This is a genomic window from Gordonia alkaliphila (assembly GCF_039542465.1).
Taxonomy (GTDB): domain Bacteria; phylum Actinomycetota; class Actinomycetes; order Mycobacteriales; family Mycobacteriaceae; genus Gordonia; species Gordonia alkaliphila.
On sequence record NZ_BAABIE010000015.1, the window covers coordinates 14,017 to 29,553 of the forward strand.

Below are 15,537 nucleotides of genomic sequence, written 5' to 3' on the forward strand. Positions count from 1 at the left end.
CGATCACTCACCGATGGTGTCGCGAGCACGGGCCACGATCGCCGGGTCGGGCTCGCCGACCAGCTCGTGGTCCTTGCCGTCGTACTCGTGCAGGCTCAGCACATGGCGCATCGCGTTGAGGCGTGCGCGCTTCTTGTCGTTGCTCTTGACCACGGTCCACGGCGCCCAGTCGGTGTCGGTCTGGGCGAACATGTTCTCCTTGGCGTCGGTGTACGACGCCCAGCGGTCCAGCGACGCCAGGTCCATCGGCGACAGCTTCCACTGGCGGACCGGGTCGATCTGGCGGATCGCGAACCGGGTGCGCTGCTCCAGCGGGGTCACCGAGAACCAGAACTTCACCAGGTTGATGCCGTCGTCGACCAGCATCTTCTCGAAGGCCGGCGCCTGCTCCAGGAACTGGGTGTACTGGTCGGGCGTGCAGAAACTCATCACCCGCTCCACGCCTGCGCGGTTGTACCAGGAGCGGTCGAAGAAGACCATCTCACCGGCGGCGGGCAGGTGCTGCACGTAGCGCTGGAAGTACCATTCGGTGGCCTCGCGCTCGGTCGGCTTCTCCAGCGCGACGGTGCGCGCACCGCGGGGATTGAGGTGTTCGTTGAAGCGCTTGATGGTGCCGCCCTTGCCCGCGGCGTCCCGGCCCTCGAAGACCATCAGGTGGCGGATGCCGTTCTGCTTGGACCACTTCTGCAGCTTCAGCAGCTCCACCTGGAGGCGGCGCTTCTCCGACTCGTAGTGTCCGCGGTCCATCCGATCGTCGTACGGATAGTCCTCGCGCCACGTGTCCACCACGTTGCGCTGCGGCAGCGTCAGCAGAATCGGGTCGTCGTCGTCATCGTCGACCACGATGAAACCACTGGTGTCGTGCAGATCGACGACGCTCTGCAGCGCCTTGCGACCGGAGACCTTGCTCAGGTCTTCACCGATTTCGAAGTTTTCGAGCGAGAGGTAATCATCCACGAGACCAGCGTATCGCGCGGACGCCCGCCCGTTCGCAGACAGGGCGGATAGCCGTCACGCATCACAATGCGCGATCGACGCGCAGAGACGCAGAAAGGGCGACGCCGCACCGGCGTCGCCCTTTCAACTCGAGAGATCTGTGGAGAGGTCAGGCCTTGGCGCGACGCTCGGATTCGGCGGTGAGGCCCTTCTTCGCGGTGTCGGCGGCAGCCTTCTGCCCCTTCTTCACCAGCAGTCCGGGAAGCTTGATCTTGAGGTCGATCGACAGATCGAAACGCACGTGGCAGGAGTCCGGCCCGGTGGCGGTGATCTTGTAGCTGCCGCTCTGCATGGCCAGCTGCGAGCTGTCGATCAGCTCCCACGCGCACAGGTCGTCGGCCCAGGTGTAGGCCAGTTCCTGGGTGTCGTTGATGCCGATCATGCCGACCGAGACCTTGACCCGATCCGGGGTGCCGTCCTCGTGGGTGCTGAGCACCTCGGCCGACTTGTGCGCACTGGACCAGTCCGGGAGCGCGGGAATGTCCTTGAGGACGTCGAGCACCACCGAAGCGGGTGCCTTGATATCGAATTCATTGGAAACAGAGACAGCCATGGAAAGAACCTACCCCGCGCTCTGGATCAGCCGACCAGGTATCGCTGACGCAACTGCTCCTGCGCCGCCGCGTCGATTCCGAGACCCTTGCTGAAGTAGGTGGCGACGTCGCCGTATTCGCTGTCCAACGACGCGAAAGCCGCGTCGAGATACGACTTCTGCACCCCGAGCACCGGGCGCAGCACCTCCGGGTCGCCGCCGGCCGCGGCAAACTTGTCGAACAGCGGCGCCAGCGACGGCAGCAGGCGATCGTTGGTGGCCAGGTAGTCGGTGTAGACGTCGTCGCGGTCGACGCCCATCAGGCTCAGGAAGCTCGCTGCGGCCCAGCCGGTGCGGTCCTTGCCGGTGGTGCAGTGGAACAGCGCCGGGCCGGAGTCCTCGCCGAGCAGCCCGAGGTAGAAGCGACGGTAGGCGGCGTTCGCGCTGTCCATGGTGAGGAAGTCCCGGTAGGTCTGCGCGATGTAGTCGCCGGCCTTGCCCTCCATCGAGGAGGTGAGCTCACCGAGGAGCGTCGGATCCTCGAGAACCTTGTCGAGATTGCCGGGGATGGCCTGGGCGGCGTCGGCCAGCACGTCGAGCGGGACATCGGTGACGCCGGGCAGCGTCGGGTCGGGCAGCGCGGTCCGCTCGGCCGCCGAGCGCAGGTCGTAGATGGTGCGCAACGCCAGCGGCGCGAGCACGTCAGCGGCCGTCGTGATCACGCTGCGCAGATCGGTGGAGCGGTAGAGCCGCTGCGTCACCACGGTGCGACCGTCGTGCGCCGACCAGCCGCCGAGGTCGCGGAGATTCGGGAGAGCCGGAATGGGACTGGTCGCGGGCAGCGCGGAAACCTGGGTCATGGCGTCCATTATGCCGTGTTCGGTCCCGCCGCCGACGCCGTCGCGAACTGCGTCCGGTACAGCTCCGCGTACCGTCCGTCGGCGGCCAGCAGCGCCGCATGATCGCCGCGTTCGACGACGCGCCCGCCCTCGAGCACCACGATCTGATCGGCCGCCCGGATAGTGGACAGCCGGTGCGCGATCACCAACGACGTCCGGCCCACCAGCGCCTCGGACAGTGCTTCGGCGACCGCCGCCTCGGAGGTGGAGTCCAGGTGCGCGGTGGCCTCGTCGAGGATCACGACGGCCGGTTTGGCCAGCAGCATCCGCGCGATGGTGAGACGCTGTCGTTCGCCGCCGGAGAGGCGGTAGCCGCGCTCCCCGACCACGGTGTCGAGCTGGGCGGGCAACTCGCGCACCAGATCCTCCAGGCGGGCACGACGCAGCGCGGCCCACAGGTCGTCGTCGGTGGCCGTCGGATCGGCGAGCACCAGATTGGCCCGCACCGTGTCGTGGAACAGGTGCCCGTCCTGGGTCACCAGGCCCACCGTGCGATGCACCGATTCGGCGGTCAGATCCCGCACGTCGACGTCGTTGAGCAGGACGGCACCGGAGTCGACGTCGTACAGGCGGGTGGCCAGTGAGGCGATCGTCGACTTGCCCGCGCCGGAACTGCCGACGAGCGCCACCATGGAACCGGCCGGCACGTCGAGGTCGACGTCGTGCAGGATGGTCTCGCCGCCGCGGCTGTCGAGCTGGGCCACCTCCTCCAACGAGGCCAGCGAGACCTTGTCGGCGGACGGGTAGGCGAAGGTGACGTCGTCGAACCGCACGCTGACGCCGGACTCGGTGTGCGGCACCGCGCCGGCGCCGGGGCGGTCGGCGATGAGCGGCTTCAGGTCGAGTACCTCGAAGACGCGCTCGAAACTGACGAGTGCGCTCATCACTTCCACGCGGGCGTTGGCGAGCGCGGTGAGCGGCGCGTACATCCGCGTCAGCAGCAAGGCCAGCGAGACCACCGCGCCGGCGGACAGGTGCTGGTGCACCGCCAGCCAGCCGCCGAGTCCGTAGACCAGCGCCAACGCCAACGACGACACCAGGATGAGCGCGGTGAAGAAGTAGGTCTGCAGCATGGCGCGGCGCACCCCGATGTCGCGGACCGCGTCGGCCCGCTCGGCGAACTCGGCCGACTCCGTGTCCGGGCGGCCGAACAGCTTCACCAGAGTGGCGCCGGGTGCGGAGAAGCGCTCGGTCATCTGCGTCGACATCCGCGCGTTGTAGTCGGCACCCTGCCGCGCGAGGATCGCCACCCGGCGCCCGATACGGCGGGCCGGCAGCACGAACAGCGGCAGCAGGATCAAGGCCAGGAGCGTGATCTGCCAGCTGAGCACGAACATGACGCCCAGGGTCAGGGCCAGCGTCACGATGTTCGACACCACGCCGGAGAGGGTGTCGCTGAAGGCGCGCTGGGCGCCGATGACGTCGTTGTTGAGTCGGCTCACCAGAGCGCCGGTCCGGGTGCGGGTGAAGAACGCGACCGGCATGCGCTGCACGTGGTCGAAGACGGCGCGGCGCAGGTCGTAGATCAGACCCTCACCGAGGTTCGACGAGAACCAGCGGGTCGCGATCCCCACCACCGCCTCGGCCAGCGCGATCACCGCGATGAGGACGGCCAGCACCACGATCTCGCGGCCGGCGTCCGGGCTGACCGAGTTGATCAGGTTCACCACGCGACCGGCCAGCAGCGGGGTGATCACCGTCAGCACCGCGGTGACGATCGACAGCCCGAGGAACAGCAGGATGCGGCGCCGATGCGGGCGCGCGAAACCGGCGATCCGGCGCAGTGTGGCCCGTCGTTCGTGTTTTCCCGAGCGCTTCCCCGGGGTCCGCATCGACTTGTGCAGAACCTCCCACGCGACCGCATCCATGCTCATCGGTTCACCCTAGGCTTTCTTCTTTTCGCCGCAGCCGGCGTTGCCATCGTGTTCGGCGTGGTTCTTCGGTGCACGCCGAAGGCCGGCCACCCGTGCGGGTGACCGGCCTTCGTCAGACTGCGTGGTGCAGCGGGTTCTGATCAGATCAGAAGCCCATGCCGCCCATCTCGTCGCCACCCGGCATGGCCGGGGGGTTCTTCTCGGGCTTGTCGGCGACGACGGCCTCGGTGGTGAGGAACAGCGCCGCGATCGACGCAGCGTTCTGCAGCGCCGAGCGGGTGACCTTCACCGGGTCGTTGATGCCGGCCGCGAGGAGATCCTCGTACACGCCGGTGGCAGCATTGAGGCCGGTGCCCTTGTCCGCGTTGCGGATCCGGTCGGCGACGACGCCGGGCTCCAGGCCCGCGTTGATGGCGATCTGTCGAGCCGGTGCCGACAGCGCGGCAGCAACGATGCTGGCGCCGGTGGCCTCGTCACCCTCGAGGTCAAGACCCTCGATGGCGCCCTCGGACTGCAACAGAGCAGCGCCACCGCCGGCGACGATGCCCTCTTCGACGGCAGCCTTGGCGTTGCGCACGGCATCTTCGATGCGGTGCTTGCGCTCCTTGAGCTCCACCTCGGTGGCAGCGCCGGCCTTGATCACTGCGACGCCGCCGGCCAGCTTGGCCAGACGTTCCTGCAGCTTCTCGCGGTCGTAGTCGCTGTCGCTGTTCTCGATCTCGTTGCGGATCTGGGCCACGCGGCCGGCGATCTGCTCGTTGTCACCGGCACCGTCGACGATGGTGGTCTCGTCCTTGGTGACGACCACCTTGCGAGCGGTACCGAGCGACTCGAGACCGGCGGTCTCCAGGCTCAGGCCGACCTCTTCGCTGATGACCTCGCCACCGGTGAGGATGGCGATGTCGGCCAGCATGGCCTTGCGGCGGTCGCCGAAGCCCGGGGCCTTGACGGCGACGGACTTGAAGGTGCCACGCAGCTTGTTCACCACGAGGGTCGACAGGGCTTCGCCCTCGACGTCCTCGGCGATGATCAGCAGGGTCTTACCGGCCTGGATGACCTTCTCCAGCAGGGGAAGGAGATCCTTGACGGTCGAGATCTTGCCCGAGTAGGTCAGGATGTACGGATCTTCGAGGACGGTCTCCTGGCGGTCGACGTCGGTGACGAAGTAACCGGAGATGTAGCCCTTGTCGAAGCGCATGCCCTCGGTGAGCTCGAGCTGCAGGCCGAAGGTGTTCGACTCCTCGACGGTGATGACACCCTCGTTGCCGACCTTGTCCATGGCCTCGGCGATCAGGTCGCCGATGCTCTGGTCGCCGGCGGAGATGCCTGCGGTCGACGCGATCTGCTCCTTGGTCTCAACCTCCTTGGCGGAGTCGAGCAGCGACGCGGAGACGGCCTCGACGGCCTTCTCGATGCCGCGCTTGAGGCCCATCGGGTTGGAGCCGGCAGCAACGTTGCGCAGGCCCTCGCGGACCAGCGCCTGCGCCAGCACGGTGGCGGTGGTGGTGCCGTCGCCCGCGACGTCGTCGGTCTTCTTGGCGACTTCCTTGACCAGCTCAGCGCCGATCTTCTCGTAGGGGTCCTCCAGCTCGATCTCCTTGGCGATGGACACGCCATCGTTGGTGATCGTGGGGGCGCCCCACTTCTTCTCCAGGACGACGTTGCGACCCTTGGGTCCCAGCGTCACCTTGACGGTGTCAGCGAGGACGTTCAGACCCCGCTCGAGGCCGCGACGAGCCTCTTCATCGAAAGCAATCTGCTTGGCCATAGTTCAGTGATCCTCCGTGTGGGGGGCGACACTTGGTTCTCTGGCCGGACTCGGTGCCCGCGACGGACGACCGGGGTGTCTGTTGGACCGATCTCACCGTCCCGACCTGGCACTCGCACACCGCGAGTGCCAACCCCTTTTTTAGCACTCGAAGAGGGCGAGTGCAAGGTGCACGACGACGTGCAGACGGGTGCGGCCCCTCTCCTCGGGGGGGATGAGGAGAGGGGCCGCGTCGTCCCTCTCTCGGGGGGGAATGTGAGAGAGGGCCGCGTCGCGCCACCGTGAGCTGCAGGGGGGGATTCAGCTCACGGCGTCGCGCAGTTCCCGGCGAAGAATCTTGCCGGTCACCGTCTTGGGCAGCTCGTCGACGATCTCGACCGAGCGCGGGTACTTGTAGGCCGCCATCTGCTCCTTGGCGAACGCGATGAGTTCGTCAGGAGTCAGTGCGGCGCCGGGCTGCAGCGAGACGAAGGCCTTGACCGTCTCGCCGCGGTACTCGTCGGGCACCCCGACGACGGCCGCTTCACGCACCGCCGGATGGGTGTAGAGGACGTCCTCCACCTCCCGCGGCCACACCTTGTAGCCGGAGGCGTTGATCATGTCCTTCTTGCGGTCGACGACGTAGTACCAGCCGTCTTCATCCATGAAACCGACGTCACCGGTGTGCAGCGCACCGTCGGGGATCGACGACGCCGTGGCCTCCGGCTTGTTCCAATAGCCGGGCACCACCTGCGGGCCGACGGTGACGAACTCGCCGACTTCGCCGACCGCCACGTCCTTGCCGTCGGCGCCGACCACGCGGACCACCGTGTTGAACACCGGCACTCCCACCGACAGCGCGCCCGACTCCGGGTCCACCGGCGCCCGCACGCCGCGGGGGACCGCGTGCGAGGGCGAGTTGGTCTCGGTGAGGCCGTAGATGTTGTGGATGTAGGCGCCGTAGAGCCCCTCCAGCCGGTCGCCCACCGACGGCGCGATGGGCGCGCCGCCGGAGTACAGGACCCGCAGGCTCGACAGGTCGTCCTTGGTGGCCCCCGGTGCCGCGGCCAACGCGCTGAGCGCGGTGATCGCACCGATGGTGAAGACCGGGCGGTACTCGCGGATGGCGTCGAGCATCACCGACGGCTCGAACCGGTGCGACAGCACCAGCGGCGACCGGACCAGCATGGCCGCCATGATGTGACCCACCAGGCCGGTGATGTGGAACAGCGGCGCGATACCGAGGATGCCCTCGCCGGCCTGCAGCCCGGTCCACTCCCGGTACGTCTGCGCGTTGAAGGAGAAGTTCCCGTGGGTGTTCATCGCCCCCTTCGGGTCGCCGGTGGTGCCGGAGGTGTAGGCCAGGACCGCCAGATCGTCGGGCCCCAGGCCCGGATCCGGCAGGTCGTCGCCGCCCCCGGCGGCGATCAGCTCGACCAGATCGAGCGCGGGATCGGTCCGCACCCGCTCGGTGTCGGCGAACAGGCGTGCGTCGGCCCGGTCCTGCATGTCGAGCGCCGAGCAGGTGATCACCGTGGCGACCTGCGTCTGACCGGAGTCGATCACCGGCTTGCCGACCTGCGCGTACAGCTCGTCGAGGGCCAGCAGAGCGGTAGCGCCGGAGTCCTTCAGCAGGTACGTGAGCTCGCGTTCCTTGTTCATCGGGTTGATCGCCACGGCGACGCCGCCGAGGCGCCACGCGGCGACCATGCCGATGATGAAGGCCGGGTTGTTCTGCACGTACAGCGCCAGTCGGTCGCCGCGGCCGAAACCACGTTCGGCCAGCGCCGATGCCAGGGCGCGCGCGGCCCGATCGACGTCGGAGAAGGTCTGCGAGGTGCCGAAGTACTGCAGGAACTCGGCGTCCGGCGCGGCCGCCACGGCCGCGTCGAAGACCGCCAGACCGGAGTCGAACTCGGGCTCGATGTCGGCGGGCTGCCCGTCGGGGTACCGCGCCAGCCACGGCCGATCTGCGTAGGTCACTTGATCACGACCGGGTTCACCGGGGAGCCGCTGGCGCCGTGGATCTTGAGAGGGGCGGCCACGTAGAAGAACTCGTAGACGCCGTCGGCCGCGCAGTCGGCGGCCAGCTTCTCGACGTCGCAGATCTCGGTGAAGGCGACACCGAGGTTGCGCATCAGGGCGTTGTGCAGCACCAGCGCGGCACCGCTCTCCGGGTCGTAGGTGACCTCGTTGGCGATGGTGTCGGTCACCAGGTTCGGGATCTCCATGTCGGCGAACCACTGCACCAGCTCGGGCGAGTAGACCAGACCCGGCTCGCCGAAGTCGGCGTAGAAGGCGGTCTCGTCCTGGAAGAAGAGTTCCAGGTGGTTGGTGCGCAGGATCAGGATGTCGCGCGGACGCAGCTCCACGCCCTGCGCGGCGGCACACGCCTGCAGGTCTTCGTGGTTGAAGGCTTCGCGGGCGCCGAGCGCCTCGACGCCGCGCCAGCGGGCGAGGTCCAGGAGGACCGCGCGACCGGCCACGCCGCGCTGGGCGATGGGCTCGACGCTGGCCTTGGACAGGCCGCCGACGGTGGTGCGGGCGTCGTAGCCGTTCCAGATCTGGCCGTCGTACCAGACGTGGCCGAGGGCGTCGTACTGGGTGGAGCCCTGCAGGAAGGCTTCGAGCTTGTCGTCGGCGTAGTGCAGGCCGCCCGGGAACTGCGGACCGTCGCCGCCCTCATCCCAGTCGGACTCGTCCCAGACCATCTCCTTGGTGGCCGGCGAGCGACCGGGCCACACCGGGTCGCCCTTGGGGTCGCCGATCAGCCGCTGCAGCGTGAACAGTTCGCCGCGCTGGATCAGCGCGGCGCCGCGCAGAACCTGCTCGGCGGTCAGGTAGTTGAGGCTGCCCACCTCGTCGTCCGGACCCCACTTGCCCCAGTTGGTGGGCGAGTCGGCAAGCAGTTCGGTGAGTTCAGGTACTTCGGTCATGTTCAGGCGCCTTCCGAGTCGAGGTGAGGATCGCAACCGACCGGAACGAACGTTTACTCCAGTCGACGAGATGAGGATCACACGACCGCGCCGATTCGTCAAGCACCTTCGGAAAGTTGCCCGACCAGGGCGGATTCCCCGCCGCCGCCGACGAGCAGTAGGTTCAGTATTACTGAACACGGCTGCCCAGCATGGCCAGCGCCAGGCCCGCGTACTCGGCGGCGAGAGCGGGCGGATCGGGGAGCTCGCCGCCGTCCAACCGCAGTACGACCGCCCGGCACAGCGACAGCACCGCCTGCGCCCCGGCCGCCGGATCAGGCGCGCTGAACAGTCCGGCGGCCGCGGCGGCGACGGCCGCGTCGATCATCGCGCGCTCCACATCGGCGCGCAGCGCGACGATCCGCGAACGGTCCGGCTCCTGCAGACTGCGCAGTTCGGTCTCGACGATGAACGACAGATCGCGGCGATGCACCTGCGCCAGCACCACCGCGCGCACCATGTCGGCGAACGCACCCGCGGGGTCGGCGGCCTGCGCCGCGGCGGCCTCCACGCGCCAGCCGAGATCGCCGAGCTGAACGTCCGCCAATGCCACCAAAAGGTGCTGCTTACTGCGGTGATAACGGTAGACGCCGGCCACCGAGAGGTCGGCCTCCGCGGCGACCACCCGCATGGTGGCGCCGTGATAGCCGGTCTCGGCGAAGACCTGCACCGCCGCGGTCAGCACCGGATCCAGGGACAGCTCCTCGAAGACCGCCCACTCGGCGTCGACGGCCGTCGGCGTCGGCACCGCGTCGCCCCGCACACCGCTCGGCACACCGCTCGGCCCGCTCGGCGCGGGCCGCAGCAGGCTCGCCGGCTCCACGCCGAGAGCGAGGGCTACCTGGTGCAGACGCGCCACGGTGAGCCCCACTTTGCCGTTCTCGATCGCGCTCACGGTCCCCGGGCTCACCGCCAACCGCGCCGCGAGCTCGCGCAGGGTGATCCCCCGCCGACCGCGCAGCGCACGCACCGCCTCGCCGACCGCCTCGTCGACCTGTTCAGCCATACTGAACAGGCTACCGGGCGGCCCGCCGCACGGTCAGCGCAGAGCGCGGCGCAGCACCTTGCCGGTGGCCGTGCGCGGCAGCGCAGCGACCATCTCCACCTCGCGCGGATACTTGTAGGCCGTCAGATTCGCCCGGCAGTAGGCGATCACGGCGTCGACGTCCAACGTGCTGCCGGGCCGCGGCACCACGAAGGCCTTGACCGTCTCACCTCGGTATTCGTCCGGAATGCCGATCACCGCGGCTTCCTCCACGTCCGGATGCCCGGCCAGCAGCCGTTCCACCTCCGACGGCCACACCTTGTAGCCGGCGGCGTTGATCTGGTCCTTCTTCCGGTCGACCACGTAGAACCAGCCGTCGGCGTCCATGAAGCCCACGTCCCCGGTGCGCAGCGCACCGCCGATGAAGGCGTCGGCGGTGGCCACCGGATCGTGCCAGTAGCCCGGAATCACCTGCGGGCCGGTGGTGACCAGTTCGCCGATCTCCCCGACCGGCAGGTCTGCGCCGTCGTCGTCGATCACCCGAACCACGGTGTCGAAGACCGGAACGCCCACCGACAGCACGCCCGAGTCGGGATCGATCGGCGCGCGAGTGCCGGGCGGCACCGCGTGCGAGGGCGAGGTGGTCTCGGTCTGTCCGTAGATGTTGTGGATGTAGCCGCCGAGCCGTTCCTCGAGCCGATCGGCGACGTCCGGATCGATGGGCGCGCCACCGGAGTAGCGCAGCCGCAACGACGCGAGATCGGCCGCGTCGACGTCCGGGCTGTCGGCCAGCGCGATGTACGCGGTGATCACCGCGGCACAGAACACCGGCCGTCGCCGGGCCGCCGCGGCCGCGATCACCGCGGGCTCGAAGCGATGCGTCAGCACCAGCGGCGAAGCGGCGATCATCGCCAGACACACCCCGCCGACCAGTCCGGTCACATGGAACACCGGGGCCAGCCCCAGCACCGGCTCCCCGGGCGCCAGCCCGGACCAGTCGAGATACACCTGGGCGCTGAAGGCGAGATTCGCATGCGTCAGCTGGGCGCCCTTGGCCGGACCGGTGGTGCCCGACGTCGCCGCCAGCACCGCCACGTCCGACGGCCCGACCCGCCGCTGCGCCAGGGCGGCGAGCACGCCGGGCCCGGGGAGATGAGCGTCGACCAGCGCAGCGAGATCCACCGTGTCCGCGGGTCGACGACGATCGACGTCGGCGAAGATCCGCGGATCGTCCTCGGTCTGCCCGTCCAGCCCCGAGGTGGTCACCACCACTGCGACACCGGTGTCACCGGTGTCGAGGATCGGCCGGATGCGATCGACGTAGAGGTCGTCGAGCACCAGCAGCGCCGACGGGGTGAACGCGGCGAAGCTGCGGGCGAGATCGGCCTCGGTGGACATCGGGCTCAGCGACACCGCGGTGCCACCGGCCTTCCACGCGGCCACCAACCCCACCACGAATGCCGGGTTGTTCTGCAGACACAGCGCCAGCCGATCCCCCGGCGCGAAGCCACGTGCGATCAGCAACGAGGCCACGGCCTCCGCCGCCCGATCCACCTCCGCCCAGCGCAGCGATCGGTCGAAGTAATGGATCGCCGCCGCGTCGGGCGCGGAGCGCACCGCGGCGTCGAACATATCGAGGGCGGTGGAGAACGCACGCCGCAGATGCGGCGGTCGTCCCGGTGGATAGGCCGCGAGCCACGGCTTGTCGTCGTACCCGGTCACAGGCCGAGTGTAAGCCTCCCACCAGTTCCCTATGCAACGGTCTCGGACCTGCATAAATAGTGCCCGGTGCGTCCGATTTGCGGGCTAGACTCACACCACATTTCTCACTCTCAGCACATGACTAGACGGGTGGATCATGGCCACACCAGCCTCGGCGCCGTCGCAGACGGCCAACACCGACTCGCCTGCCCCTGCGGACGGCACACCAGATCTGACCGAGATGGCACTCGCCGACGTCCTCCGACGGTTGGCGGTGGACCCCGCCGTCGGCTTGACCGCGGCCGACGCCGCCCAGCGGCTCACGAAGTACGGCCCCAACGCCTTCCCCACGCGCAGCGAGCCGCTCTGGACGAAGATCCTCGGGTACTTCACCGGACCGATCTCGTACATGATCGAGGCGGCGGCCATCGTCTCCGCAGCCCTGCAGCACTGGGAGACTTCGGCATCATCGTCGCCCTCCTGCTCTTCAACGCGGGCCTCGGATTCGCCCAGGACCGCAAGGCCGAAGCCGCCCTGGCCGCACTCCAGGCGGGCCTCGCCCCGTCGGCCACCGTGCTGCGCGACGGCACGTGGAGCGACATCGACGCGGCGAACCTGGTCCCCGGCGACGTGGTCCGCATCGAGATCGGCGAGGTGGTGCCCGCTGACCTGCGGCTGACCGGCAGCGGCACGGCGTCCATCGACCAGTCGGCGTTGACCGGCGAATCGGTGCCGGTCCGCAAACATCCCGGCGATCCGGCGTTCTCCGGTTCGGTGGTCAAGGGCGGGGACACCACCGGCGTGGTGATCGCCACCGGTACCGACACCATGTTCGGTAAGACCGCCAAGCTGGTGGCCGGCGCGGGCGCGGTGTCGCACGCGCAGAAGGCGATGTTCCAGATCGGCGACTTCCTGATCGCCGTGGCCGTGGCGCTGGCGGTGATTCTGGTGTTCTTCGAGGTCTTCCAGAACTTCGACACCCAGTGGTCGGGCAGTTCCGCCGAGATCACCACGCATGCACTGGGCATCGTGCAGTTCGTGCTGGTGCTGCTGGTGGCGTCCATCCCGGTGGCCATGCCGGCGGTCTTCTCGGTGACCATGGCGTTGGGCGCGCTGGAACTGTCCAAACACAAGGCCATCGTCTCGCGGCTGGAGTCCATCGAGGAGATGGCCGGCGTCGACACCTCTGCTCCGACAAAACCGGCACCCTGACCGCCAACAAGTTGAGCATGCAGCAACCGGTGCTGATGGCGGCCACGGACGCCGACGACCTGATCGTCGCCTCCGCACTGGCCTCCAAAGCCGGCGACAAGGACCCGATCGACACCGCGGTCTTCGCCGCAGTCGAGGACCCCGCGTCGCTGGAGGAGTGGAAGCAGGAGTCGTTCACCCCGTTCGATCCGGCGATCAAATACACCGAGGCCACCGTCAGCAAGACCGACGGCACGCGCGTGCGGATCGCCAAAGGTGCACCGGCCGCGATCGTCGGACTGACCGGCGCCACCGGCGACGTGGCCGACCAGGTCACCGCGACCGTCGCCGACCTCGCCTCGCATGGATTCCGCGCGCTGGCCGTGGCCCGGTCCACCGACGACGGCGCCACGTGGGAGGTACTCGGCCTCCTGTCGATGTTCGACCCGCCGTTGGACAGCAGCAAGGCCACCATCGCCGACGTCGAGGCCACCGGCGTCGCGGTCAAGATGGTGACCGGCGACGACACCGCCATCGCCGTGGAAACCGCCAAGCAGCTGAACATGGGGACCCACATCATCTCCGCGCCGGACGTGTTCCCGGCCGACATGGACCCGGACAACGTCCCACCCGAGATCGCCGCGATCATCGAGAAGGCCGACGGCTTCGCCCGCGTGCTGCCCGAGCACAAGTACGCGATCGTCAAGTCCCTGCAGCAGCGCGGCCACCTGGTCGGCATGACCGGCGACGGCGTCAACGATGCGCCCGCGCTGAAGCAAGCCGACTGCGGTATCGCCGTCTCCACCGCGGTCGACGCCGCCCGCGGCGCCGCCGCGCTGGTGCTCACCGCACCCGGACTGACCGTGATCAACAGCGCCATCGTCGAGGCCCGCAAGATCTTCGGCCGCATCACCAGCTACACGCTGTACCGCGTGGCACTGACCATCGCACTCATGTTCCTGGTGGTCCTCGCGACGCTGATCGCCGGCTTCCAGCCGCTGACCGCTGTCGCGATCGTGTTCATCTCGCTGCTCGACGACGTGCCGATCATGGCGATCGCCTACGACAACACCCCCGTCGCCGACCGACCCATCCGCTGGCGGATGCGATCGATCCTGCCCACCTCGATCATGTTGGGGCTCGTCACGGTGGTCGAGTTGCTCGGCTTCTTCTTCCTGGTCTGGGGCTTCACCAAGATCGACGGCGGCGTCCTCGGCATGCACGTGTGGGACGGCACCGACGGGGTCGCCGTCGGCCAGATCCAGTCCGCGATGTTCCTGGCCCTCGGCATCGGAGGCCATTTCCTGCTGTTCGTGACCCGCGCAGAGGGCTGGTTCTTCCGACGGCCCTTCCCGTCGTGGCAACTGCTGGCGGCCAACGTGCTGACCGCGGCCCTGACGGTGCTGATGGTCGGCTTCGGCTGGCTGGTGGATCCGCTGCCGTGGCCGATGGTCGGTCTGACCTTCGCCTGGTGCCTGGCCTGGATGTTCCTCGTCGGCGGTGTGCGCGTCCTGCTGGCGAAGGTGCACTTCGCCGATCGGCACTGGCTGCAACTGAGCATGTGGCGCAGCGGCCGCATCGGCATGCGCAGCCACCTCGCCCCCGGCCGGCCCGGCGACGAAGTGCGCGACATCGAGCACGCCCTACGCAGGCTCTGACACCGCCGACGCGAGGGCGAAGATCAGTCGCCGAGTTCCTTCCGCAGGATCTTGCGGTAGCTGCCCAGCGAGTCCCGTTCGGCCTTGGAGACCGTCGGATACTGCGGGTCCAGACCGCGCATCACGTCCAGCAGCACCGAGAACGTCGCCAACCGGCTCGCCCACTTGTGGTCGGCCGGAATCACGTGCCACGGCGCGTGATCGGTGCTGGTATTGCTCAGCATGTCGTCGAACGCCCGCTGATACTCCGGCCACAGCTCGCGCTCAGCCATGTCGGTCGTGGAGAACTTCCAGTTCTTGTCGGGCCGGTCGATGCGGGCGAGGAAACGGCGCGCCTGCTCATCCGCGGAGACGTTGAGGAAGAGTTTGACGACGGTGGTGCCGTTGTCGGTGAGGTACCGCTCCCAGGCGTTGATGTCGTCGTACCGCCGCTGCCAGAGGTCGTCGCCCGAGCTCGCCGCAGTGGTGGGCCACAGCATCTCCGGGTGCACGCGCGTCACCACCACGTTCTCGTAGTGGGAGCGGTTGAAGATGCCCATCTTGCCCAGCTCGGGCACCACCTTCTGATGCCGCCAGAGGTAGCCGTGCGACCGCTCCTCGGTCGAGGGCGCCTTGAACGAGTGCACGTCCACGCCCTCCGGGTTGATGCCGGACATCACGTGCTTCACCGTGCCGTCCTTGCCCGCGGCGTCGATGGCCTGCAGCACGATCAGCAGCGACCGGTCGGCCTGGGCGTAGAACTTGTCCTGCAGCGCGAACAGCTCTTCCTTACCCGCGGCCAGCTGCGCCAGGCCGTCCTTCTTCGTCATGCCCTTCGGCTTCGCGGCCGGATCGAAGTCCCGGGACAGGCGCACCGTGCTGCCCGGCTTCACCCGTGTCGACTTCGCCAGTTTCCCCCAGTCGACCGTATTCACCATGTCTTCTCCTCCCGTGGCCCTCCGCGTCCACTCTGCCCGATTCGCGGCGTCGGCACGTAGAT

General features: G+C 68.5%; 12 protein-coding genes and 1 pseudogene. 3 read left to right on the plus strand and 10 right to left on the minus strand.

What is annotated here, in order from left to right; translation table 11 throughout:
- Positions 1-3 precede the first annotated feature (3 nt).
- The 9 genes from ppk2 to ABD989_RS14770 form a co-directional block, all read right to left on the minus strand.
- Positions 4-957 carry a polyphosphate kinase 2 gene (gene ppk2, locus ABD989_RS14730; RefSeq protein ID WP_246992532.1) on the minus strand — a complete coding sequence of 318 codons (954 nt, stop codon included), beginning with the start codon at positions 955-957 and terminating at the stop codon, positions 4-6.
- Positions 958-1,105: 148 nt separating this feature from the next.
- A complete protein-coding gene (locus tag ABD989_RS14735; RefSeq protein WP_345314059.1) occupies positions 1,106-1,549 on the minus strand; it encodes an SRPBCC family protein in 444 nt (147 codons plus the stop codon).
- Positions 1,550-1,575: 26 nt separating this feature from the next.
- On the minus strand, positions 1,576-2,388 hold the full coding sequence (locus ABD989_RS14740) for a tyrosine-protein phosphatase (RefSeq protein ID WP_246992536.1): 813 nt from the start codon (positions 2,386-2,388) through the stop codon (positions 1,576-1,578).
- An 8-nt stretch (positions 2,389-2,396) separates the two neighbouring features.
- Positions 2,397-4,301 (minus strand): ABC transporter ATP-binding protein, encoded by a 1,905-nt coding sequence (locus ABD989_RS14745; protein WP_345314060.1) that lies wholly within the window; start codon positions 4,299-4,301, stop codon positions 2,397-2,399.
- A 145-nt stretch (positions 4,302-4,446) separates the two neighbouring features.
- The gene (gene groL / locus ABD989_RS14750) at positions 4,447-6,069 is read right to left on the minus strand and encodes a chaperonin GroEL (protein WP_246992540.1); all 1,623 of its coding nucleotides are present in this window, start codon (positions 6,067-6,069) and stop codon (positions 4,447-4,449) included.
- A 300-nt stretch (positions 6,070-6,369) separates the two neighbouring features.
- Positions 6,370-8,031, minus strand: coding sequence for an AMP-binding protein (locus ABD989_RS14755; protein ID WP_345314061.1), 1,662 nt, complete (start codon positions 8,029-8,031; stop codon positions 6,370-6,372).
- Positions 8,028-8,984, minus strand: a complete 957-nt coding sequence (locus tag ABD989_RS14760) for a cyclase family protein (RefSeq protein ID WP_345314062.1) — start codon at positions 8,982-8,984, stop codon at positions 8,028-8,030. The genes ABD989_RS14755 and ABD989_RS14760 overlap by 4 nt, the downstream gene beginning before the upstream one ends.
- Before the next feature lie 169 nt (positions 8,985-9,153).
- Positions 9,154-10,029, minus strand: coding sequence for a TetR family transcriptional regulator (locus tag ABD989_RS14765; protein ID WP_345314063.1), 876 nt, complete (start codon positions 10,027-10,029; stop codon positions 9,154-9,156).
- Between the two features lie 33 nt (positions 10,030-10,062).
- On the minus strand, positions 10,063-11,730 hold the full coding sequence (locus ABD989_RS14770) for a class I adenylate-forming enzyme family protein (RefSeq protein WP_246992548.1): 1,668 nt from the start codon (positions 11,728-11,730) through the stop codon (positions 10,063-10,065).
- A 220-nt stretch (positions 11,731-11,950) separates the two neighbouring features.
- Between ABD989_RS14770 and ABD989_RS17745 the strand changes: the two are divergent.
- The 3 genes and pseudogenes from ABD989_RS17745 to ABD989_RS14785 form a co-directional block, all read left to right on the plus strand.
- Positions 11,951-12,085: pseudogene (locus ABD989_RS17745) on the plus strand (cation-transporting P-type ATPase); the annotation flags it as partial.
- Positions 12,086-12,189: 104 nt separating this feature from the next.
- Complete coding sequence (locus ABD989_RS14780; RefSeq protein WP_345314101.1) at positions 12,190-12,921, plus strand: HAD-IC family P-type ATPase; 732 nt, start codon at positions 12,190-12,192, stop codon at positions 12,919-12,921.
- A gap of 17 nt (positions 12,922-12,938) precedes the next feature.
- Positions 12,939-14,558: an HAD-IC family P-type ATPase gene (locus ABD989_RS14785; protein ID WP_345314064.1), complete on the plus strand. Its 1,620-nt coding sequence runs from the start codon at positions 12,939-12,941 to the stop codon at positions 14,556-14,558.
- A 23-nt stretch (positions 14,559-14,581) separates the two neighbouring features.
- On the opposite strand, the gene ABD989_RS14790 is transcribed toward ABD989_RS14785, so the two are convergent.
- The gene (locus ABD989_RS14790) at positions 14,582-15,475 is read right to left on the minus strand and encodes a polyphosphate kinase 2 family protein (RefSeq protein WP_246992555.1); all 894 of its coding nucleotides are present in this window, start codon (positions 15,473-15,475) and stop codon (positions 14,582-14,584) included.
- Positions 15,476-15,537 lie beyond the last annotated feature (62 nt).

Excerpts from the sequence above, each read along its gene's own strand:
- ABD989_RS14740 (WP_246992536.1), bottom strand. The coding sequence starts at position 2,388 with ATGACCCAGGTTTCCGCGCTGCCCGCGACCAGTCCCATTCCGGCTCTC.
- ABD989_RS14765 (WP_345314063.1), bottom strand. The coding sequence starts at position 10,029 with ATGGCTGAACAGGTCGACGAGGCGGTCGGCGAGGCGGTGCGTGCGCTG.
- ABD989_RS14760 (WP_345314062.1), bottom strand. The coding sequence starts at position 8,984 with ATGACCGAAGTACCTGAACTCACCGAACTGCTTGCCGACTCGCCCACC.
- ABD989_RS14735 (WP_345314059.1), bottom strand. The coding sequence starts at position 1,549 with ATGGCTGTCTCTGTTTCCAATGAATTCGATATCAAGGCACCCGCTTCG.
- ABD989_RS14785 (WP_345314064.1), top strand. The coding sequence starts at position 12,939 with ATGCAGCAACCGGTGCTGATGGCGGCCACGGACGCCGACGACCTGATC.
- ABD989_RS14790 (WP_246992555.1), bottom strand. The coding sequence starts at position 15,475 with ATGGTGAATACGGTCGACTGGGGGAAACTGGCGAAGTCGACACGGGTG.
- ABD989_RS14745 (WP_345314060.1), bottom strand. The coding sequence starts at position 4,301 with ATGAGCATGGATGCGGTCGCGTGGGAGGTTCTGCACAAGTCGATGCGG.
- groL (WP_246992540.1), bottom strand. The coding sequence starts at position 6,069 with ATGGCCAAGCAGATTGCTTTCGATGAAGAGGCTCGTCGCGGCCTCGAG.